The sequence below is a fragment of the Candidatus Formimonas warabiya genome, assembly GCF_002777255.1.
In the GTDB taxonomy this organism is placed as follows: domain Bacteria; phylum Bacillota; class Dehalobacteriia; order Dehalobacteriales; family Dehalobacteriaceae; genus Formimonas; species Formimonas warabiya.
Map to the genome: position 1 here is coordinate 77,053 of NZ_CP017634.1, position 20,812 is coordinate 97,864.

15 protein-coding genes are annotated in these 20,812 nt (G+C 48.2%); 10 read left to right on the forward strand and 5 right to left on the reverse strand.

Annotated features, from left to right (window positions below; all coding sequences use genetic code 11):
- Positions 1-249 precede the first annotated feature (249 nt).
- Genes DCMF_RS00340 through DCMF_RS00350 form a run of 3 tightly spaced genes read left to right on the forward strand, consistent with a single transcriptional unit; the run spans position 250 to position 3,474 of the window.
- A complete protein-coding gene (locus DCMF_RS00340; RefSeq protein WP_148132588.1) occupies positions 250-1,542 on the forward strand; it encodes an efflux RND transporter periplasmic adaptor subunit in 1,293 nt (430 codons plus the stop codon).
- Positions 1,543-1,557: 15 nt separating this feature from the next.
- Positions 1,558-2,286 carry an ABC transporter ATP-binding protein gene (locus DCMF_RS00345; RefSeq protein ID WP_148132589.1) on the forward strand — a complete coding sequence of 243 codons (729 nt, stop codon included), beginning with the start codon at positions 1,558-1,560 and terminating at the stop codon, positions 2,284-2,286.
- Positions 2,287-2,289: 3 nt separating this feature from the next.
- Positions 2,290-3,474 carry an ABC transporter permease gene (locus DCMF_RS00350; protein ID WP_148132590.1) on the forward strand — a complete coding sequence of 395 codons (1,185 nt, stop codon included), beginning with the start codon at positions 2,290-2,292 and terminating at the stop codon, positions 3,472-3,474.
- Positions 3,475-3,623: 149 nt separating this feature from the next.
- On the opposite strand, the gene DCMF_RS00355 is transcribed toward DCMF_RS00350, so the two are convergent.
- Together DCMF_RS00355 and DCMF_RS30300 are read right to left on the reverse strand one after the other, a co-directional pair.
- A complete protein-coding gene (locus DCMF_RS00355) occupies positions 3,624-5,366 on the reverse strand; it encodes an IS1634 family transposase (RefSeq protein ID WP_148132591.1) in 1,743 nt (580 codons plus the stop codon).
- A gap of 114 nt (positions 5,367-5,480) precedes the next feature.
- A complete protein-coding gene (locus tag DCMF_RS30300; protein WP_335582376.1) occupies positions 5,481-5,603 on the reverse strand; it encodes a hypothetical protein in 123 nt (40 codons plus the stop codon).
- Between the two features lie 148 nt (positions 5,604-5,751).
- Here DCMF_RS30300 and gatC point away from each other — a divergent pair, with 148 nt between their 5' ends.
- The 3 genes from gatC to gatB are packed head-to-tail and all read left to right on the forward strand — an operon-like array spanning position 5,752 to position 8,986.
- Positions 5,752-6,036, forward strand: coding sequence for an Asp-tRNA(Asn)/Glu-tRNA(Gln) amidotransferase subunit GatC (gene gatC, locus DCMF_RS00365; protein WP_148132592.1), 285 nt, complete (start codon positions 5,752-5,754; stop codon positions 6,034-6,036).
- Positions 6,037-6,060: 24 nt separating this feature from the next.
- Complete coding sequence (gatA, locus tag DCMF_RS00370) at positions 6,061-7,536, forward strand: Asp-tRNA(Asn)/Glu-tRNA(Gln) amidotransferase subunit GatA (RefSeq protein ID WP_148132593.1); 1,476 nt, start codon at positions 6,061-6,063, stop codon at positions 7,534-7,536.
- Position 7,537: 1 nt separating this feature from the next.
- Entirely contained in the window at positions 7,538-8,986 is a 1,449-nt protein-coding gene (gene gatB / locus DCMF_RS00375; RefSeq protein ID WP_148132594.1) for an Asp-tRNA(Asn)/Glu-tRNA(Gln) amidotransferase subunit GatB, read from the forward strand.
- Positions 8,987-9,068: 82 nt separating this feature from the next.
- Here gatB and DCMF_RS00380 read toward each other — a convergent pair whose 3' ends face one another.
- Positions 9,069-12,143 carry an S-layer homology domain-containing protein gene (locus DCMF_RS00380; protein ID WP_148132595.1) on the reverse strand — a complete coding sequence of 1,025 codons (3,075 nt, stop codon included), beginning with the start codon at positions 12,141-12,143 and terminating at the stop codon, positions 9,069-9,071.
- 248 nt (positions 12,144-12,391) lie between these two features.
- On the opposite strand from DCMF_RS00380, the gene DCMF_RS00385 reads away from it, so the two are divergent.
- A complete protein-coding gene (locus tag DCMF_RS00385) occupies positions 12,392-15,670 on the forward strand; it encodes a BTAD domain-containing putative transcriptional regulator (RefSeq protein WP_214658985.1) in 3,279 nt (1,092 codons plus the stop codon).
- Positions 15,671-15,692: 22 nt separating this feature from the next.
- On the opposite strand, the gene DCMF_RS00390 is transcribed toward DCMF_RS00385, so the two are convergent.
- Positions 15,693-17,195, reverse strand: coding sequence for an acetyl-CoA hydrolase/transferase family protein (locus tag DCMF_RS00390; RefSeq protein ID WP_148132597.1), 1,503 nt, complete (start codon positions 17,193-17,195; stop codon positions 15,693-15,695).
- A 200-nt stretch (positions 17,196-17,395) separates the two neighbouring features.
- Here DCMF_RS00390 and nifV point away from each other — a divergent pair, with 200 nt between their 5' ends.
- Positions 17,396-18,523 (forward strand): homocitrate synthase, encoded by a 1,128-nt coding sequence (gene nifV, locus DCMF_RS00395; RefSeq protein WP_418219614.1) that lies wholly within the window; start codon positions 17,396-17,398, stop codon positions 18,521-18,523.
- A gap of 77 nt (positions 18,524-18,600) precedes the next feature.
- Here the strand turns inward: nifV and DCMF_RS00400 are convergent, their stop codons facing one another.
- On the reverse strand, positions 18,601-18,903 hold the full coding sequence (locus tag DCMF_RS00400; RefSeq protein WP_148132599.1) for a carbohydrate-binding protein: 303 nt from the start codon (positions 18,901-18,903) through the stop codon (positions 18,601-18,603).
- A gap of 164 nt (positions 18,904-19,067) precedes the next feature.
- Between DCMF_RS00400 and DCMF_RS00405 the strand changes: the two genes are divergently transcribed.
- Both DCMF_RS00405 and DCMF_RS00410 read left to right on the forward strand, forming a co-directional pair.
- Complete coding sequence (locus DCMF_RS00405; protein ID WP_335582377.1) at positions 19,068-19,439, forward strand: carbohydrate-binding protein; 372 nt, start codon at positions 19,068-19,070, stop codon at positions 19,437-19,439.
- Positions 19,440-19,539: 100 nt separating this feature from the next.
- Positions 19,540-20,808, forward strand: a complete 1,269-nt coding sequence (locus tag DCMF_RS00410) for a glycosyltransferase family 4 protein (RefSeq protein ID WP_148132600.1) — start codon at positions 19,540-19,542, stop codon at positions 20,806-20,808.
- The last annotated feature ends 4 nt before the right edge of the window (positions 20,809-20,812 follow it).

Consider the following 20,812-nt stretch of genomic DNA (forward strand, 5'->3'; position numbering starts at 1 on the left):
ATTTTTTACTTATTCGCCGTTTATTGCTAAAATCCTGTCATTTCATGAATATTTATGTAAAAATAGTATTAAGTAATAATTTATGACCCTAAATAGGGATGAAATATGGTAAACTTTAAAAAAATTATAAAAACAGGGAAACATTTCTTTTAGCTTTGTACGTCTATATGAATGACTTTTGTTTTCACAACGAAACAGATAGGTGCATGGATGAGGTCAAAGAAGCAGAAAAATAGAGGGAGAGAAATAATGGACACGGAAAACGAGAAAAAGATTACGAAGTTGGCTAAATTTCGTCTCGGGGTGAAAAAGTGGTCCCGGAGGGGTAAATGGGTAATCCCCATTCTGGTCGTGGCAGCGGTAGCGATATATTTTATTTCGCACCGCAGCGAGAGCAATGGGCTGCCGGTAACGACAACGAAAGTAGAAAGACAGGATATGGAACAGACCGTGGTGGCGAATGGACGGTTGGACGCGGTGACCAAACAGGAGTTTTTTGCTCCTGTAGACAGTATTTTGATGGATTTGTCCGTGAAGGTGGGGGATGCCGTAAAAAAAGGGCAGAACCTGGGCCGGTTGGATACCTTAGGACTGCAGCGGGATTTGGAGGAAGCCAATGCGGATTTGGCGGCCAAAAAAGCTGCCTTGGCCAAAGCCCGGGCTGTTAATGACCAAATTGACTTAAAACACAAAGAAACCCAGTATTCTCAGGCAAAGAAGCATTACGAACGCGTCAAAAGCCTTTACGACCAGGGCGCGGTGACAGCGGAAGACCTGGAATCAGCCGAGACAGAATACGTGGGCGCGGAAAAGGAATATCTGGAAGCCTCTGCGCTGATCGGGGAAAAGGCAACGGAGAGTGAGGTTTCTTCCTTGCAGGCCCAAGTGGATTTGGCGGAGCAAGAAGTGGCCCAGGCGGACGAGCGGGTAAAGCTGGCCTCTTTTATTGCCAACGGAGATGGGGTTGTGCTTTTTGTGGGGGCAGAAAAAGGAAGCCAGGTGCAGGAAGGGACCAGACTGATCGTGGTGGGAAACACGGATGCCCTGGAGGTTACGGCAAATGTGAATGAAATGGATGCGGGCAGTCTGAAAAAAGGCCAGCCGGTAAAAATTGAATGCGCCGTGTTGCCGGAAAAAGAATTTACGGGCGAAGTGAGCCGGGTCTCCAATGCCGCCATTACGTCCGACAACCAAGGAAATGAAGGAGTATCCTTGCCGGTTACCGTGAAGCTGACGGGAGACACCGCCGGCCTGAAACTGGGCTTTACGGTGGATTTATTAATCACCACCATGAAGGAAGAAAACTTGCTGACGATTCCGGTAGAGGCCATCGTCAGCCAGGAAGAGACAAAAATGGTATACGTGGTGGAGAACGGGACGGCGCGGAAAAGAAACATCCGCACCGCTTTGGGAAATGAGTTGTATGATGTGGTGATTTCCGGCTTAAAAGAGGGAGAAGAAATCATCCTGAATCCTCCTCCGGAGCTCCAGGATGGCCAAAAAGTGCTGGTCAGCCCGGAGCAAAAAACGAGCAGCAGGTAAGAGGAGGGGAAAATCATGATCAAAATTCATGATTTAAGGAAAACATATTTTACGGGCCGGGTCTCAGTGGAAGCATTGCGGGGCATTTCTTTTCATGTCAAATCGGGAGAATTCGCCGCGATTATGGGACCCTCCGGCTCCGGAAAGTCAACCTTGATGAATTTATTGGGCTTGTTGGACCGCCCCACAGGGGGGTCGTACTTATTGGATAATGTGGAAACGGCAGGAATGAACGAGAAAGAACTGGCCAAAGTACGCAACCGAAAGATTGGTTTTGTTTTTCAAACCTTTAATTTATTGCCCCGGTTGACAGCCCAAAAAAATGTCGAGCTGCCCTTGATCTATGGCGGTGTTTCATCCGGCAACCGGGCGAAAAAGGCTGCTTTGGCATTAGAGCGGGTAGGACTGTCGGACCGCAAACACCATTATCCTAATGAGTTGTCCGGGGGGCAGAACCAAAGGGTGGCCATTGCCCGGGCCCTGGTCAACCATCCCGCTGTGATCCTGGCCGACGAGCCTACAGGAGCCCTGGATACGCGCACCGGGGAGGAAATTATGGCGATTTTTCAGGAATTGCACCGGGAAGGGGCCACCATTGTCCTGGTCACCCACGAAGCCGATATTGCCAGGCATGCCCAACGCATTCTCCGCTTTCGGGACGGGCTGCTGGTGCATGATGAAGCGGTGGAAAATCCTGTCCAGGCCAGGACGGGAACATCCGATCAACCAGCGGAGGGGGCATAACCGATGAATTTATGGGAGTCTTTCGGATTAGCCGTGGAGAGTATTCGGGCCAATAAAATGCGCTCCTTTTTAACGACCCTGGGCATCGTCATCGGCATCACTGCGGTGATCATCGTCATGGCTATTGGTCAGGGGGGACGGGCGATGCTGATCAGCGAAATGGAAAGGTTCGGCACAAATTTATTTGCCATCTATGTGAATTACGAGGACGGAGAGGGCACCCGGCAAGGGGATTTTTCTGACCTGGATATTGAGGTGATTAAACAGCTGGTGCCTGAGGTGAAATATCTTTCTCCCGTCCGCTATGATATGATGCACGTGCGGGGCACCCGGGGGGAACAGTCCGCCGAAGTCATCGGCACCAACGGGGATTACGACGAGATCAGAAATTTCGATTTCAGATGGGGAAAGTACTTTTCCCGCACGGATGAGGAGATGGGGCGGCGCGCGACAGTTTTGGACGAAGAACTTGCCGTGGAATTATTTGGATACGGCAACCCGGTAGGGCAGCGGGTGATGCTGAATGGGAATGCGGCTACCGTAATCGGGGTATTGAAAAAAGAAGAATCTGTTTTGGGCTGGAATTCGTCGAAACGGGCCTATATTCCCTACTCCATGACCAAAAGTATTACCGGGTGGGACATGATCCACCAATTGGAGGGGAGTGCCCGCAGCAAGGAAGATGTCAATCTGGCCATGGAACGGGCCAAAAAAATCCTGGAACGGCGTCACCATGTACCCGGCCATTATCTCTCATACAGCATGGAACAGGAAATGCAGTCGGCCAACAAGATTACGGGAATTATGACCCTGGTCGTGAGCGCGATTGCGGGGATTTCCCTTTTTGTGGGGGGAATCGGGGTGATGAATATTATGCTGGTGTCGGTGACGGAGCGTACCCGGGAAATCGGTATCCGTATGGCCCTGGGCGCTTGCCGCCGGGATATACTGGGCCAGTTTCTTATTGAGGCTGTTTGCATCTGTGTTTTCGGCGGCATCATGGGCATCATTCTAGGATATGGCGGGGCCAGCTTAGTAGCCCTTTTTGCCAAATGGCCGTCCCTGGTTTCCGGGAAAACGATCTTGGTGGCATTTCTATTTTCCGCCAGCGTGGGGTTGTTTTTCGGCATCTATCCCGCCAATAAGGCGTCCAAATTGGATCCCATTGAGGCTTTGAGAAGAGACTAAAGGCCGGGACCCTCAGGTGTTCTTGCCATTTAATGGTTTGGTCTGCTATAATCCCGTATTTGACACTTGATCAAAATAAAAATCCTGCAAAGCCTTGATTTGAAAGGTTTTGCAGGATTTAATGTATGTGTAAAAAGTGCGTACTTTTTTTACTTTTTCGTTTCTTTAAAAATTTTTTTCATGATGCTTGTTGCAACAATCTGATAGTCCGTGCGAAAGCCAAAAGCATCATGAAGCGCATCGGTAAAATCTGTTCTTGTGTAGGTTGGAACATACCCTTCGTTTTTAACTTCTAGAAAATCCATATCTCTCAGCCCGCCAATAATCTCGTGGCATGTGAAATTTTCGTTGAGCCTCTTTTCAAGTAGCCTAAAAATAATTAGCGATATAAAGCAAGTGGTAAAATGCGCTTCAATCCTGTCATCATTGCTTAAGTACACAGGTCTTGCTTTGAATTCGCTTTTCATAATCCTAAAGCATTCTTCGATCTCCCATCTCCTGTGATTTACCTTGATGATTTCAGATACATCATCCTCAAGGTTTGTGCAAATTCCATAAAAACCATCAAAGGCTTCTTCTTTCTGGATGAGAGTAGAATCAATGCTGTAGATCTCTTTTTCTGCGACTTCTCCATCAGGAGTACAGCTTGTTTTATGAATAAACCTTTTGTAATCGTTAGGATTGCATTTCTTAATTTTTATTGGGTTTGCATCTATAACCTTTTGGGCACGTTCTATTTGAGAGTTACGGATTTTACGCTGATAATCCCTGTATTTGATAGAGTAGGTTACAATAAGCCTTTGTTCAAAACCGTTTTCTTTGATCCAACGTTCCTTGTAAAAAACTTTAGCTCGTATTTTGGCTTTATCTTCAGTAGTGGCTTTATCTATCATTTCATCAAGCTTGGAAATGTCATAGGTTTTTTCGCTATCTGGAAGTTTCCAGCCATCTGGAGCAAGAGCCCATTTTTTTAGGTGCTCTTTTAATTTTTTAATAGACTGAGTTGTAATAAACGCCCGTCCATCTTTGTCGTTAAACTTTCGATTATCTTCGGAAGCAAGGCCTGCATCAGTACAGACGATGAATTTGGAAAGTTCAAAATCGGATAAAATCTTTTTTTCCAATGGCTTTAAAGTCAGCTGCTCGTTCATATTACCCCTGTTAATGCTAAAAGCCAGAGGAATGCCATCCCCGTCCATGAATAGTCCCATTTGGACTATTGGGTTTGGTCTGTGTTCTTTTGACGGACCGTATTGTTTACTGCCGTCTTCCTGTTCTATTTCAAAAAAGTAATTGGTGCAATCATAGTAAAGTACACTGGTGTTTCTTTTGGAAACCTTAAGGCTGTTTTCATACAAAGAGGACTGAATAAAACCTGTTTCCTTGGAAAGCACTTCAAGAGCTCTGTATATTTGATGTAAATCAAAATTAGGCTGCTCAATAAACCTTTTAGAAAGCTCGTATGTTGCAAGTTTTGAGGAAGGGAAGATAACTCTGCCGTAAATTAACCTTGAGAGAATTGAATCCAGGTCAAAATCAAATTTGTACCTTTGGGAAATATCTTTACAGATCTTATGAATTCCGAGTTCGTGATAAATCTTTTGCAGAAATAGATATCCGCCGTTGAAGGAACGCTGTTCGTCTTTCGAAATAATTTTAGATTGCTCGAAAGGAACAAGTATTTTCCGTATTTGTTCCTTTTCTTTTTCATTCAATTTTCTTATATATTCTTTAGCCCACTCATATGGATCTGCACCATTAAGTTTTTCCCTGAGTTCAGTTTCGGTTCCAAGTTTCTCAACAGTAATTGTGCGTTCTTTCTTATTCATATAAACAGTTTTTGTAACATAAAGTGAAGCTGAATTTTTTGAACGTGATACCTTTAATCTCATAAGCAATCCTCCAAACTACTTATATTATAACATATCACGCGTTATCACGCAATTGGAAGTGCGAAAATTTGACAAAAAAATAAGCCTATCTCAAGGCTTTCAGGGATTCTTTCTTTATTCAACTGTCAAAGGCCCGAGCTTAGTAGCCCTTTTTGCCAAATGGCCGTCCCTGGTTTCCGGGAAAACGATCTTGGTGGCATTTCTATTTTCCGCCAGCGTGGGGTTGTTTTTCGGCATCTATCCCGCCAATAAGGCGTCCAAATTGGATCCCATTGAGGCTTTGAGAAGAGACTAAAGGCCGGGACCCTCAGGTGTTCTTGCCATTTAATGGTTTGGTCTGCTATAATTAACAATAGTGTTTAGCTTGTCAAAGGATGGTGAAACAATGGCTATTTCCCTAAAAGATGTGGAGCACGTGGCCATGCTCGCTCGTTTGGAATTAACGGCAGAGGAAAAAGAAATGTATACCGGGCAACTGAATGCCATTTTGGAATACATCGGGAAGCTTCAGGAACTGGATACCAGCCAAATCCCTCCCACGGCCCACGTGTTGCCCATACATAATGTGTTACGGGAGGATCAGGTCCGTCCCTCCATGGACAGAGCAGAGGTGCTCCAAAATGCTCCCTATGAGGAAGAGGGTCAGTTCCGGGTGCCGAAGATCGTTTAAGGTTTCAAAAGGAGGTTTTGTAGATTGAGTTTATTCCGGCAGACGGCCCATGAACTCCATGGGCTTTTGATGAAAAAAGAAATTAGCTCTTACGAACTGGTCCAAAGCATCTATGAGAGAATAGACCAGGTGGAAGAGAAAATTCATGCCTTTACTTTCCAAATAGAGAAAGATCAGGCCTTGGCCCGGGCCAGGGAAGTGGATGCCCGCATCACCCGGGGAGAAAGGCTCCCTTCTTTAGCCGGCATCCCCATGGCTTTAAAAGACAACATGTGCACAAAGGGAATTCCCACAACTTGCTCTTCTAAGATCCTGGACCGTTTTGTTCCTCCCTATGACGCCACGGTGGCAAGAAAGCTAAGGGAAGCCGACAGCATCCTGGTGGGGAAATTAAATATGGATGAGTTTGCTATGGGATCCTCTACGGAAAATTCCGCATTTTTTCCTACGAAAAACCCCTGGAATCTGGACTGTGTTCCCGGCGGCTCCAGCGGCGGTGCGGCAGCTGCCGTAGCGGCAGACGAAGTAATCTTTTCTTTAGGATCAGATACCGGGGGATCCATTCGCCAGCCCGCTTCTTTCTGCGGGGTGGTAGGCTTGAAGCCTACCTATGGTTCTGTTTCCCGGTACGGTTTGATTGCTTATGCTTCCTCTTTAGACCAAATCGGGCCGGTCACGAAAGATGTCACGGATTGTGCTTGGGTGCTGAATGGGATCGCCGGATATGACGGCAAGGACTCTACTTCGGCAGAAGTGGCCGTTCCTGATTACCGGGAGTGTCTCACCGGCGAGGTAAGGGGAATGAAGATCGGTATCCCGAAAGAATACTTTGGGGAAGGGTTACAAGCCGAAGTGAAAAATGCCGTGCTGGATGCCGTCCATAAGCTGGCGGATTTAGGCGCAGAGGTGGAGGAAGTTTCCCTGCCCCATACGGAATACGCTTTACCTGCCTATTATCTGGTGGCATCGGCGGAGGCCAGTTCCAATTTGGCCCGCTATGACGGGGTGAGATATGGTCATCGGGCCAGGGAGATGCAGGATATTGTAAGCATGTTTAAGAGAACCCGGGACGAGGGTTTCGGTGCGGAGGTAAAAAGGCGCATTATGTTGGGCACCTACGCCTTGAGTTCCGGATATTATGATGCTTATTACTTAAAGGCTTTGAAAGTACGGACCCTGGTGAAACAGGATTTTGACCGGGCTTTTGAAAAATTTGACGTATTAATCAGCCCGACCGCTCCTACCGTGGCCTTTCAATGCGGGGAGAAAGCCAATGATCCCTTGGCCATGTATTTATCTGATGTCTGTACCATCCCCATCAATCTGGCCGGTATCCCCGCCATTTCTCTGCCCTGCGGTTTTTCTCACGGGCTGCCTGTAGGGCTCCAGATGATGGGCAAGGCTTTTGGAGAAGAAGCCATTCTGCGCGCCGCTTTTGCCTACGAGCAATCGGCCGGATCGAACAATCTCAAGCCTAACCTTTCCGGGGAGGTGGCATAAGATGAGTTTGGACCAGTATGAAGTGGTCATTGGTTTAGAAGTTCATACGGAGTTGAAAACCAATACAAAAATATTCTGCACGTGTACTACGGAATTCGGCGGGGACCCCAATACCCATGTCTGCCCGGTCTGTTTAGGGCTTCCGGGCGTTCTCCCCGTATTAAACAAGAAGGTAGTTGATTTTGCCATTAAGGCGGGCCTGGCTTTAAACTGCCAGATTGCCGAGTTTTCCAAATTTGACCGGAAGAATTATTATTATCCCGATCTGCCGAAGAACTTTCAAACGTCCCAGTATGACCTGCCCATCTGTGTCCGGGGCTATCTTGATATTGAGGCGGATGGGGAGCAAAAACGCATCGGCATTACCAGGATCCATATGGAGGAAGACGCGGGAAAACTGGTTCACGCCGGGGCGACCATCTCCACCTCCCATTATTCTCTCGTGGATTATAACCGGACGGGTGTGCCCCTCCTGGAAATCGTCTCGGAACCGGATATGCGTTCTCCGGAGGAGGCCCGGTCCTACCTGGAAAAATTGAAGGCGATTCTGGAATATACGGAGGTTTCCGACTGCAAAATGCAGGAAGGTTCCCTGCGCTGTGATGCCAATATTTCCGTCATGCCTAAAGGCAGTACCGCTTTGGGAACCAGGACGGAAATCAAGAACCTGAATTCCTTCCGGGCCCTGCAGCGGGCTTTGGAATACGAGATTCAACGTCAAATCGACGTGGTGGAAGAGGGCGGGGAAGTTGTCCAGGAAACCCGGACCTGGGATGATGGGAAAGGCATCACCCTGTCTTTAAGAAGCAAGGAAGAGGCACATGACTACCGTTACTTTCCCGAGCCGGATCTGGTGCCCCTGGTGATCAGCAGGGAATGGGTGGAAAATATCCGGAAAACCTTGCCGGAACTGCCCCAGGCCCGCAAAGAAAGGCTGATAGCCCAATACGGCCTTCCGGCCTATGACGCCTCCATTATTACCGGCTCCAAAGCCCTGGCGGATTTTTTTGATGCTTGTGTGCAAGATTATCCGGAAGCCAAAGTGGTGAGCAATTGGCTCATGGTAGAACTGATCCGCCTATTAAATGCGGAGGATAAGGACATTGCCGAATCTCCCATTACGCCGGACATGCTGGTGGGGATGCTGAAATTGATGGACAAGGGGACCATCAGCGGAAAAATTGCCAAGACGGTATTTGAAGAGATGTTCAAGACAGGGAAAAAGCCGGAAGAGATCGTCAAGGAAAAAGGATTGGTGCAAATTTCCGACGCGTCGGCCATCGAGGCCATGGTGGAGGAAGTCCTGGCGGCCAACCAGAAGTCGGTGGAAGATTTTAAGGCAGGTAAAACACAAGCCCTGGGCTTTTTGGTGGGCCAGGTGATGAAAGTATCCAAGGGGAAAGCCAATCCCGGCATGGTCAATGCCTTGCTCACGGAAAAGATGAAGTAAAGCCGGGGATTGTTTTTGAGATGTATGATCGTGAAAAAGCTGCCGGACATGGTGTCCGGCAGCTTTTTCACTTTATTGGCAGCTACTCCTCCCAATTTTGATCATCCAGCGGGATTTGTATTTCGATGGCAGGAGAGGTTACGTCGAAAACATCTCCCGCAATCATCGTTGAAACATCACCAAGGTGGAAGGCTGTTAATGGGATGGTGATCGTGGTGCCGGCGGCCACGCTTTCTTCTTTTGCCGTGAGTATCATTGTTTTCAAATGAACATCTTCAAATTCACTTCCGGCAATGCCGATATCACGAATTTCGTCCTCACCTGCCCTGGCAGTGAAGGAATTGCTATTTGCGTCCTCAATGCTTTCGACTATTCCGTTCCAATCTTCGTCGCTAAAAATATGATTATTATACTTAAATGTAATGGTATAAACCGAATCAGATACACTTACCGATTCCACCATGAGCTGCTTCTGCAAATTGTCCAGATAGTTACCGACATTAATGGCATTGATATCAATGTGTCCCGGTAATGTATCATCTTGATATGCGTTCGTGTCTGAAAGCCCGAAAGCATTAAAATTATGATAACAATCGTTAAGCATATACTGCTGCTCCGCAACGGCAGCTTCGTAACCATTGCGCGTAATCCAGGGCTGATCCATGTCCCGGGAGTTTTTAACGATGCCCAATAATGGAAAGCTGGTATACCAGTCCGACCAAAGATCCATATAAGCCTCTTGTACTTCTTGATAGGTACCCTCCAGATCCTCCGGAACATTATGGGGGTTTTTTTCATCATTGTTTTCCAACGGGTACAAATACTGCTTTAAACTGTGAATCCCGTTTGTGTCGTTATTGAGCATATTGATGGATCCATACAAGGGCAATACTTTGCCATCTTCTCCATAGGCCTGGTCAATAAAATACTGGGCTTTGGCAATGATGTTTTGAATCAAGGCATTTGCATTGTTTCCGCTGATCGTGGCCAGACCCGGCTCCACAGCTTTTACATAACCGATACTGCTATTGGCGTTTGATGAATTATCCTCAATGATAACCGGGGTTTTTACATCAATTGATTCAATCTGGCTTATTCCTTCGCCAACGATCCGGATGGTATTATCTGGAATGGCGGTTTGATCATCAACAGTAATATTCCCTAACGCCGAGTCTCCTTGGATATGAATACTGTGGCTGCCCCCTCCGTTAATAATGGTGTTGCCGGATGCAGTTACATTGTTTATGGCAGCATCCCCAATACCGATCTCACGCCCAAAGGTCAGATCGCCAACTATTTTCATATTCTTCAGGGTTATACCTGCCGCTTTAATAGTAACACTGCCGGTAATAGCTGCTGTTCCTGAAGCAGGCCCATAGGTGCCTGACGTAGTAAAATCATATGAATTATTGTATATTTCACTTGTATTCGGTGCATCGGAAGCAGTATTATCAAACACTGAAACAGCATCGGCACACATAACCTGTATTTGATATGTTTTTGTACTGCCGTTCTGTGCGGTCACGACAATTTCAACCGTGTTTAAGCCGGATGAAAGAGCTACCGGACTTGATGCATCGGTATTGTTTACCTTCGCTGTGGCATGGCTTTCCGCCGTCGCCGGAGTGACCATGATACTATTTGTATGGTCTGGTAAAGAGACATAGTATTGGGTAGTATTGGAAACAAATACAGGGTAAAGTGTTCCGGCAGATAGTGCAATTCCAGTCAAGTCTGCATTGGCGGATGAGGTATGTGCAGAACCGCCGCCGCCGCTGCCACCTGTAGCAGCGGCGGTGGTGATGATGGCAGACCCTCCGGCAACGGCATTTCCTCCCGCGGTCACACCGGTGACACCTTGCCCTACGCTTACTTTAGTCCCTAGAGTATCCACTTTTACATCATTGGCTTTTGCCTCCACATTGGTGACAGCGCCGTTTCCCATAATATCGGCCTGAGCATGGGCAATAACCGTTTCAACTATAGCGCCCTGAGCTGTGCTAATGATGGTACCGCCCGCCGTTTGTGCCACATTGATCTTGGAAACGGTGCCACTGGTCAGGATTAATTCGGCTTTTGTCTCCGCATTTAGAGTCTGGATATTTCCCTTCACCTCAACACTTGTTGTACTGCTTTTATTGCCTATCACAGTTACCTCTCCAAAGCTGCCTTCCAGTATAACCTGGGAGCCCGCTTCCAGCTTCTGGACAGTGGTGCCTTGGTCGGTGACGATGCGGACTTCATAATTGACATTATCAATTATCATGGTCCCATTGATCGTCGAGCCATTGATCACATGGATAGAGTTCTTGCCGCCGCCGCGCACAACGGTGCGGCCTTCCACTTTAACCCCATCTAGGGTTACGTTTCCTGTGCCCACTCCGTCGCCAATGATCAGGTCGCCCTTTACTGTGACACCCTTTAAGGTCACCTCCGGTACATTGATCATCACATTGCCGTCGGCAACGGTGGTGTATGTGCCGGGTGCTTGAATGTAGGTTTTTAAAATATGATGCATGGCTTGGGCAAATTCAGCACGTGTGACGTGGGCAGTTGGGTCTAATTTGCCCTCTCTGCCCTGGATATATCCGGCTGCAACAAGGGCGGCAAGTTCAGGCTTCGCCCAATCGCTGATTTGGGATTTGTCGCTGAATTGGTCAAGGGGGCCGTAATCGGTGCTTTTGAGCTTGAAGGCCCGGGCCAGTGCTGTAAAGGCTTCCTGCCGGGTAATAAAATTCTCGGGACCCATTTGGTTGCCGTTTCCCTTGAATGTGCCCATCTGTACCGCCTTTGCCATGTCGTCGGCATACCATTTTCCGGCGGAAACGTCGGTGAATTTGGAAATGCTGCCTTTTTGGGATGCGCCGAAGGCACGGTTGACGATGGCGGCCATTTCTCCCCGTTTTAGGTTGGCATTGGGCATGATTTTGTTGTCTGAACCGGTGAGCAAACCATGGGAAATAGCTGCCTCAATTGCTGCTTTTGACCAATTGTCCGGGATGTCGGTTAAATCACCAGGGGGTGCCGCCAGCACAGGAATTGCGGTATAAAGGAGCAATACAAGGGCGAGCAGCAGATCCATCATTTTTCCTGTTCTCATTCTAACTTTACCATAAGACCTTTTTTTCAGCATTGCCGGGAGGAAATTCTTTTCCACAATCAAATCACTCCTTTACTTTTGTGAATGTCCTTTGACGGATTTATTTTCTTTATCCCCTTTCCATTAAAGCGGTATTTCCGCGTTTTCTGCGCACTAGATGAAAACATGTTTACACCTCCCCAAATTATGTTTAAAATAGCATCTATAGCAACAGTCTAGCAAACAATTGCAATATTTTTGTGATATCATGCCGGATGTTGGGAAATGGTAATCTAGGTCAAAATATAACCCTTGAAGGTGATTCTATGTCTCGCATACCGCCGGCTTACGGCCAGATCGTACCCCCCCATATCAAAAACCTGCTGATCCGCCCCCGTTTGCATCACCTGGGTCAGCAACTGCTGTCTCATCCTATCACCACTGTCGTAGCACCGGCCGGGTACGGCAAAAGCGTTTGGGTCTCTTCCCTCCTGGAAGAGCAGGATTGGCCTCTTACGGCCTGGCTCAATCTGGAGCAACGGGATGGGGAGCCTTCAAACCTGCTTTATCACCTGATTCATGCCGTCAAAAGGGTGGTGCCTGCATTTGGTACTGAGTCCCTGCGCACGCTGACCAGCCTGGAAAACCTAACCCGTGACTGGCCGGTTGCTGTCACCGCCTTTTTGGCAGAACTCCCTTTAGACCGGGAACTAGTCCTGGTCCTTGATGATGTCCATCTGATTCATGAAAATGAGGCAGCATGCGCGATTCTTGACCGTATCCTGCGCTGGCTTCCGGATCACATCCATCTGGTGCTGATCAGCAGAAGCAATTTACCGTTAAAATTATACCGCCAAGAGCTTAACGAAAATCTGCTGGAAATCCGGGGCAGCCAGCTCTTGTTTGGCATTGAGGAAGCCCGGTCCTTGTTTTCCTTAATGGGACTCACGCTGACAGAGGAGGAAATAGCCGCTGTCCATGCCTGGACGGAAGGATGGGCGGTTGGTCTGCGCCTGGCAGGAATCTACATGAAACAGTCGGGGGACCAGCCGGATAAGGTGATCCGGGCTTCCCGGCAGGAAGACTCCAGGTTGTACCAGTATTTGAGCAACGAATTGCTGGCGACGCTGCCGGCCCACCTGAAGGATTTTTTACTGAATTCCTCGCTGCTCCCCTACCTGGAAGCAGAACTGTGCCAGGCAGCTTTTCTCTGCACCGACAGCTTGGGAATGCTGGAACAGCTTCATAGATACGGCTTGCTGAGCCGGGTGGAAGGCCGGCCGGTTACCTGGCGCATCCATCACCTGATCGGTGCCTACCTGGCGGACAGGGCGGGAGAACTTCTATCCCCGGCTTATATTGGTACTGTGCACAGCCGGGCCGGTGCTTTTTTTGAACAGAAAGGGGATATTGACCGGGCCATCGAGCAAGCGGTGATTTGCGCCGATTGGCCTAGGGCGGCCCATTTGATTCATCACTATGGCTACGATTACTTTACCGGCACGGGCCGTTTGGACGGGCTTTTCAAGTGGATCGGACAACTGCCGGAGAAACTGGTAGCTGGGGATCACTGGCTTCTTTATTATAAAGGGAAAAGTATGATGCAAATTGACGACGTGGAAGCAATAACCATCTTATCCGCTTCCATGGACTGCGCCGTGGAAAAAGAGGATGTCAAATGTGAGGCTTGCTGCCTGCTTGCCATGATCAGCTCATCCGTCTTCAGTGGTGATTATAAAAAAGGAAAAGAACTAGGCCGGCGCCTTTTGGCAAAGCCCTCCCTGTTAACGGATCCCCGGTCCCGCGGGGCAGCCCTGACCGCGGCGCTCTGGAACGCCATGTATACGGACGACTTGCCCCAGGGACTTAAGCTGAGCCGGCTTGCCCTCCGGCTCGAACTTAACCCGGAATTTAAAATGAATGTACTTTATATGTCCGCTTTCATTCATTATCGTTTGGGCAATTTATCCTATGCCCGCCAATTAATTGAAGAGGCTCTGGACATGCCTTTTGTCCAGGAAAATGAGCGCTGTCTGATAACGGGGTATACGATTTTGATTCTTGTCGTCAACTTTAGCGAGGATCATACGTCTTTTGAGGAAATCTGCCGGCAAATCCTGCGTATCGGGGAAAAATATCACATGCCCATTCATACAGGCCGTGTTTACCTGAACCTTGGCTATAAAAATACCAGAGCAGGAAACTTTATGGAAGCCCGACGCAATTTTGCCCTTACCTACGATTATTTTATGGCGGGAGGAGGCACTTCCATTGCCATCCAAGCAGCTCTTCTCAATATGCTGCCCCGCATTCGAACCGGGGAAAATGCGGGAGAACTCCTACAGGAAACCGAGAACCTATTAGCCAGGTTTCAGGCTTTCCCTTATGGCCAGGGTATTGATTATTATACATTTACCTTAGGCGGTATTGTGGCCCTGGAAGCCGGAGAGCTTGATCTGGCCCGGCAGTGGTTTGAAAAATCCGCCGGGCGCTGGCGCCAGAATGAAGCTAAGCAGAACCTGGCAGCTACCAACTTGCTGCTGGCCCACGTCCACTTGCTTCAGGGCGATGAAAAGGCTGCGGACAGTCTCCTGGGCCAGGCTCTGGGTACGGCGGAAGCCGGCCAGTGGGTAAATTTCTGGGAATGGAACGATGAAACGGTTTACACCATGTGTCGCCGGGCGGTACTGAAGAATATCCACATAAACTGGGCGGTCCGGCTGCTGAGCCGGTGGTTTCCCCTCCGTTCACGGCGGGAACTGGGCTGCCTGCTGCTGTCACCCCATAAGCAGCAGCGTGCCTGCGCCGTCTCTCTCTTTCAAGACCGGGCCAGGGAAGAGGGAATGACGGTGATCTACGCATTTTTTCTGGGTGGATTTCGCCTTTTTATTAACGGATGGGAAATTGACAAAAAGGAATGGAAAACCCGGCGGGCGGAAAAACTGGTCAAATGCCTGCTGGCGGACAGGCGGGATCATACCAAGGAGGAACTTATCGAGCAGCTTTGGCCCGGCAGTGACCTCCCGGCCGGAGACGCCAGCTTGAGAACGACCTTAAACTATGTGCGCAAAGTTTTGGCCGGGTCCGGCGCAGATGAAGACAGCGTGGTCCTGCGCCGGGGTAAAGTTTATCTGAACCCTCGAATGGAGGTCTATTGCGATTATGAATTTTTCACGGCCGAGGTTCAGCAAGCCGTGCATTACCTGGAAACGGGCAGCCCTTACGGGGTGATCGCTTTGGATCAGGCAGTGCGCTTATACCGGGGCACCTTTTTACCGGAAGACGTCTACGAGGATTGGGCCAATCCTATCCGCAACCAGTTGTACCGCCGCTACCTGGACGCCCTGCTGAAGCTGGCCCATGCCCATTATGCCCAAAATAATTTAACGGCGGCGCTGGAAGCCTGCCGCCAATATTTGGCTGCTGAACCGGTGGATGAACCGGTAGTAAGACTGGCTATGGAGATACTGGGGCAGGCGGGGAAAAGACAGAAGGCCTTGTCTATGTACCATGAACTGGCAGTTACGATGGAGAGGGACTACGACACCGTACCGGAACCGGAGACTGTAAAGCTCTATCACCTCATCCGGAACGGAAGCGAATAAAAAAGCCCTTTGAGGGCTTTTTTTATTCCGCTTTCATATTTCCCGTATCCAGCAGTCTTTTATGCCAGGACAGGGCTTCATCGAGCACATGGGGCGTATGTTGAAACTTTCCTTTACAGGCTCTTTCGAAGTAATCCCACAACATGGGCTGGTAATCAGGATGGGCGCATTTTTCAATAATGGTTTTGGCCCGTTCTTTGGGGCAGAGTCCTCTCAAATCGGCAAAACCTCGTTCCGTGACAATGACCATGACATCGTGTTCGGTATGGTCGTGGTGGGATACCATGGGGACAATGGAAGAGATGGCTCCCCCTTTCGCTGTGGAGGGGGTGGTGAATACGGAAATATAGGCGTTGCGGGCAAAATCTCCCGATCCGCCGATGCCGTTCATGATTCTGGAACCCATAATGTTGGTAGAGTTTACGTTGCCGTAGATGTCGGCTTCGATGGCGGTATTGAAGGCCAGGACGCCCAGCCTTCTGATTACTTCCGGATTGTTGCTGATTTCCATGGGGCGCAGGATGATCTTATCTCTGTAAAAATCAATGTTTTCTTTGAATTTTTTCAAACCTTCCGGTGAAGGGGAAACAGCTGTGGTGGAAGCTGCCTTTACTTTTCCTACGTCAATTAAATCCAGAACGGCATCCTGCACGACCTCCGTATAAACCCAGAGATTCTCAAAGCTGGATTCCTTGAGACCGGCCAGAACCGCATTTGCCACGGAACCAACCCCAGACTGGATGGGGAGAAGATTTTCCGGCAGTCTGCCGGCGGAAACCTCTTGTTTTAAAAAGTCAATTAAATGTTGGGAAATCTGCTGGGAGGTCTCATCCACTGCCGCAAATTTTTTGCCTTGGTCGGGAATATCCGTGATCACCACTGCGGCAATTTTCTCCGGTGTGCAAGGAATATAGGTGGTGCCGATGCGGTCATCGGGTTTGGTGATCATAATGGGTTTTCGAAAAGGAGGTTTTTCCACGGAATAGACATCGGCCATACCTTCGAATCCCAAAGGATGGCTCAGGTTGATTTCCACAATGACCTGATCGGCCATTTCCACGAAGGTAGGGGAACCGCCCAGGGAATTACCGGGAATCAGATTGCCTTCCTCCGTAATAGCTACTGCTTCAATGATGGCCAGGTCGACTTTCGGCACAAAACCGTTTTTTACGTATTGGGAAAAATGGCTCAGATGCATGTCGGTATAGGCGCAGGTTCCGGCGTTAATGCGCTTTCTTAACGATTCATTGGTTTGATAAGGATATCTCCGGCATAAAAAATCTTCTTGGGCCAGGATGCCGTCCAGTTCCTCGCCCACAGATGCACCTGTATATAATCCAATCCGGATTTTTTCTCCGGATTTTTTTAACCTTTCCACCAAGGCCAGTGCCACTGCCTTGGGATAACTGGACAGGGTAAATCCGCTGGTCGCGATATTCATCCCATCTTTAATTAACAATGAGGCTTCGTTGGGCGACATAATTTTTTGAATGAGGTGGTGATTTCTGATTCTTTGTTCCACCATGGCTGATGACCTCCTTTTTGCCAATAAATATGACACACTTCTACACAAAAAGGGAAAATCCTTTAAGTATACAGTATAAATTCTTCTTATTGCAGGATTTGCGTCTTTTCAGAATGGCTTTCATGTGGTATTATTGCAATATTAAGAATTTTTCTACAGATACGATCTTAATCAATAAGTGCTAAATTGGGGGGATAATTATGTCAAAGAGCATTTATATTGTGGATACCACTTTGCGGGATGGAGAACAAACCGCAGGCGTGGTTTTCGCCAACCAGGAAAAGGTCCGGATCGCCCAACTCTTGGATGATATGGGGGTAGACCAAATCGAGGCCGGGGTGCCGGTGATGGGCGGTGATGAGCAAGAAGCGATCAAAAAGATTGTCGGTCTCAAGTTAAAGGCCAGTATCATGGGATGGAACCGGGCGGTGATCGGCGACATCAAAGAATCATTGCGCTGCGGGGTGGATTCCGTAGCCATCTCCATTTCTACCTCCGATATTCACATTAAACATAAGCTCCAAAGTACCCGGGAAGAAGTATTACACAGAATGGTCAAGGCCGTGGAATTTGCCAAAAAGGAAGGCGTGTACATCTCTGTGAACGCGGAAGACGCCTCCCGGTCGGATCTGGAGTTTCTCACTCAGTTTGCTATCGAAGCCAAAAAGGCAGGAGCAAACCGTTTGCGTTATTGTGATACGGTAGGAATCATGGAGCCCTTTTTAATCTATCACCAGATTAAAGAGTTAAAAAAGGCCGCCGATATTGATATTGAAATGCACACCCATAATGATTTCGGCATGGCCACGGCAAACGCTCTGGGCGGCATTAAGGCCGGTGCCAATTGGGTGGGTGTGACCATGAATGGCTTGGGGGAACGGGCAGGCAACGCGGCCTTAGAAGAAGTGGTTATGGCCCTGAAGCATTTATGGGATATTGATCTTCATTTTAAGACGGAGCGTTTCAAGGAAGTAGCTGAATACGTGTCCCAGGCATCGGGCCGGAATTTACCGGTGTGGAAAGCCATTGTCGGCTCCAATATGTTTGCCCATGAATCAGGGATTCATGCCGACGGAGCCATTAAAAACCCGGCCAACTATGAGGCCTTTTCGCCGGAGGATGTGGGTCTGGAGCGGCAGATTGTGATTGGAAAACATTCCGGCACCAAGGCCATCATGATGAAGTTTAACGAATACGGCATCACCTTAGACGACGAGGAGGCCGGGGAAATCCTTCCCCGCATCCGGGCTGCTGCCGTTGATTTAAAAAGATCCCTCTTTGACAAAGAGCTGGTGTATATTTATGAGGAATGGCAAAGAGAAAAATAAGACCCAGAAAGCGTAATTTTTTTGCATTCAAAAACGCGGCCGGAAGGAAACGGCCGCGTTTTTTCATTATTCTGTCCCTAACGCTTGATGGTAAATGACCAGTTGGACCCATTGTTGTTGTCCCAATTATTGGCACTGTCTTTGAAACAGAAGTTGAATAGGCCATCCTGTGCCATGGTAACATCGCAGGTACATCCGTTAGCGGTATTGTACATAGGCAGATCTTGAACATTATTCCAACTAGAACCGAAACCACAGTGTAAATAAACCTGGTCCGCTCCGCATTGTTTTAATAAACCTTCATAAGTGATGCGGCATTTTTCACCGACTTGGTCGGGCATGGGGTCAAGTCTGATTCCTTGATTGCTTAACTGGTACATTTTTTTCCTCCTTCATCATGAAAATTATTTTGGTCCCTATTTAGGATTTCCTCCGGGTCCGGTTCTTATTAAGCCTTTTTTTCCCATACATAAAACATTTTGTTTACCGGAATATTAATAATGGTAAAAAGCTCAGGAAAATATTTATCTAGGGGGAATGAAATTTGGACAAAAAGTGGACAAATTTTGCCAAAAATGATGATAGATTACGGCTGATGCGGGAGGCGGAATATCCCGGCGGCGTGGTAGTCGATCCTACGCCCATTACCGCCGGGGCCAAAGTGACCGTTCTGTATTACGGGTTATTGGCAGAATCCGGTGCCGGCGAAGTGTTTTTACATACCGGCTATGGCCCTAACGACAGGTGGTATGATGTGTATGATTTTAAAATGGGAAAGACTACCCGGGGATTTGAAAAAACTTTTGACGTGAACGATCCCACCCGATTAAATTTCTGTTTTCACGACAGCGGAGGAAATTGGGACAATAACGCCGGAAGCAACTGGAGCTTTGAAATTCATACCGGCAATCAATAAAAGCTGTTTGAGAAATAGGTTTTATCCTTCTTGCACGTTTTTTGGAAAGCGCAGCACGTGTTGCGCTTTTTTACGTAGTCTAATGAGAGGGGAGAAAGCAATGCGCATTTTGATGCTTTCTTGGGAGTTTCCCCCCCACAATGTAGGTGGATTGGGCAGGCATGTCTATCATCTGACGAAAGATCTGGCTGCTCAAGGGGAAGAAGTACACCTGTTGACCGGTTCCGCCCAAGGAGCTCCTGAAGAGGAAATGATCAATAACATTAAGGTTTACCGGGTTAATAGCCTCAATCTGCCTTCCCGGGATTTTGTGACCGGGGTTCTGCAATTAAATTTTGCCTTAATTGAAAAGGCGATCAGCGTCATGGAAAGCCAGGGGCCTTTCGATTTGATTCATGCCCATGATTGGCTGGTGGCATTTGCGGCCCGGGCCGTGAAACACGCCTACAAAATTCCTTTGGTGGCGACGATTCATGCCACGGAATATGGGAGAAACCAGGGATTGCATAATGATGTCCAACGCTATATCAGTGACGTGGAGTGGTGGCTCACCTATGAAGCATGGAGAGTGATTGTGTGCAGCCGTTATATGAAATCAGAACTCCAAAGAATTTTCCAACTCCCCGAAAATAAAATTCATGTGGTGCCCAACGGGGTGGATATCGGCTCCTTTCAATCGGTAGGGCATTCCTTTAACCGGAAAAACTATGCCCATGACCAGGAAAAAATGGTCTTTTTTGTAGGACGGCTGGTTCCGGAAAAAGGACTGCATATTCTCTTGGATGCCGCTCCGAAAATCTTGCATTACTGTCCGGACGCGAAATTCATCATCTCCGGTACGGGCCCCAGCGAAGAATACCTGAAAAAGAAAGCACATATGATTAATATTAGCTCCAAGGTGTATTTTACCGGTTACATCGATGATGCGATCAGGAACGGTTTCTATAAAAACGCCCATGTGGCCGTTTTTCCCAGCCTTTATGAACCTTTCGGCATTGTGGCCTTGGAGGGTATGGCGGCAGGAACCCCGGTGGTGGTAACGGACGTAGGAGGATTCAGTGAAGTCGTGGAACACGGGGTGGACGGGTTGAAAGCATACCCCAATAATCCCAATTCTCTGGCGGATAACATTATTCACTTGTTAAAAAATCCGGAATATGCAAATACATTAAAATCAAGAGCCTATCAGAAAGTGGCCACTCATTTTTCCTGGAGCAAAATTGCCTGGAAAACGAAAGAAGTCTATCAAAGGGTACAGGAGGAGGCAAGGCAACATCAGTGGGAGACAGGGCCGGTTCAAGCACAAACCGGGTCCCAGGAAAGGATCAGTGTACTGAATGCCTTCACCGGGCTTCTTAAATCACACTAACAGG

What these genes read in the sequence shown, in the direction of transcription:
- DCMF_RS00340 (WP_148132588.1), top strand. Translation starts at nt 250, where the DNA reads ATGGACACGGAAAACGAGAAAAAGATTACGAAGTTGGCTAAATTTCGT.
- DCMF_RS00345 (WP_148132589.1), top strand. Translation starts at nt 1,558, where the DNA reads ATGATCAAAATTCATGATTTAAGGAAAACATATTTTACGGGCCGGGTC.
- DCMF_RS00350 (WP_148132590.1), top strand. Translation starts at nt 2,290, where the DNA reads ATGAATTTATGGGAGTCTTTCGGATTAGCCGTGGAGAGTATTCGGGCC.
- DCMF_RS00355 (WP_148132591.1), bottom strand. Translation starts at nt 5,366, where the DNA reads ATGAGATTAAAGGTATCACGTTCAAAAAATTCAGCTTCACTTTATGTT.
- DCMF_RS30300 (WP_335582376.1), bottom strand. Translation starts at nt 5,603, where the DNA reads ATGCCGAAAAACAACCCCACGCTGGCGGAAAATAGAAATGCCACCAAG.
- gatC (WP_148132592.1), top strand. Translation starts at nt 5,752, where the DNA reads ATGGCTATTTCCCTAAAAGATGTGGAGCACGTGGCCATGCTCGCTCGT.
- gatB (WP_148132594.1), top strand. Translation starts at nt 7,538, where the DNA reads ATGAGTTTGGACCAGTATGAAGTGGTCATTGGTTTAGAAGTTCATACG.
- DCMF_RS00385 (WP_214658985.1), top strand. Translation starts at nt 12,392, where the DNA reads ATGTCTCGCATACCGCCGGCTTACGGCCAGATCGTACCCCCCCATATC.
- DCMF_RS00390 (WP_148132597.1), bottom strand. Translation starts at nt 17,195, where the DNA reads ATGGTGGAACAAAGAATCAGAAATCACCACCTCATTCAAAAAATTATG.
- nifV (WP_418219614.1), top strand. Translation starts at nt 17,396, where the DNA reads ATGTCAAAGAGCATTTATATTGTGGATACCACTTTGCGGGATGGAGAA.
- DCMF_RS00400 (WP_148132599.1), bottom strand. Translation starts at nt 18,903, where the DNA reads ATGTACCAGTTAAGCAATCAAGGAATCAGACTTGACCCCATGCCCGAC.
- DCMF_RS00410 (WP_148132600.1), top strand. Translation starts at nt 19,540, where the DNA reads ATGCGCATTTTGATGCTTTCTTGGGAGTTTCCCCCCCACAATGTAGGT.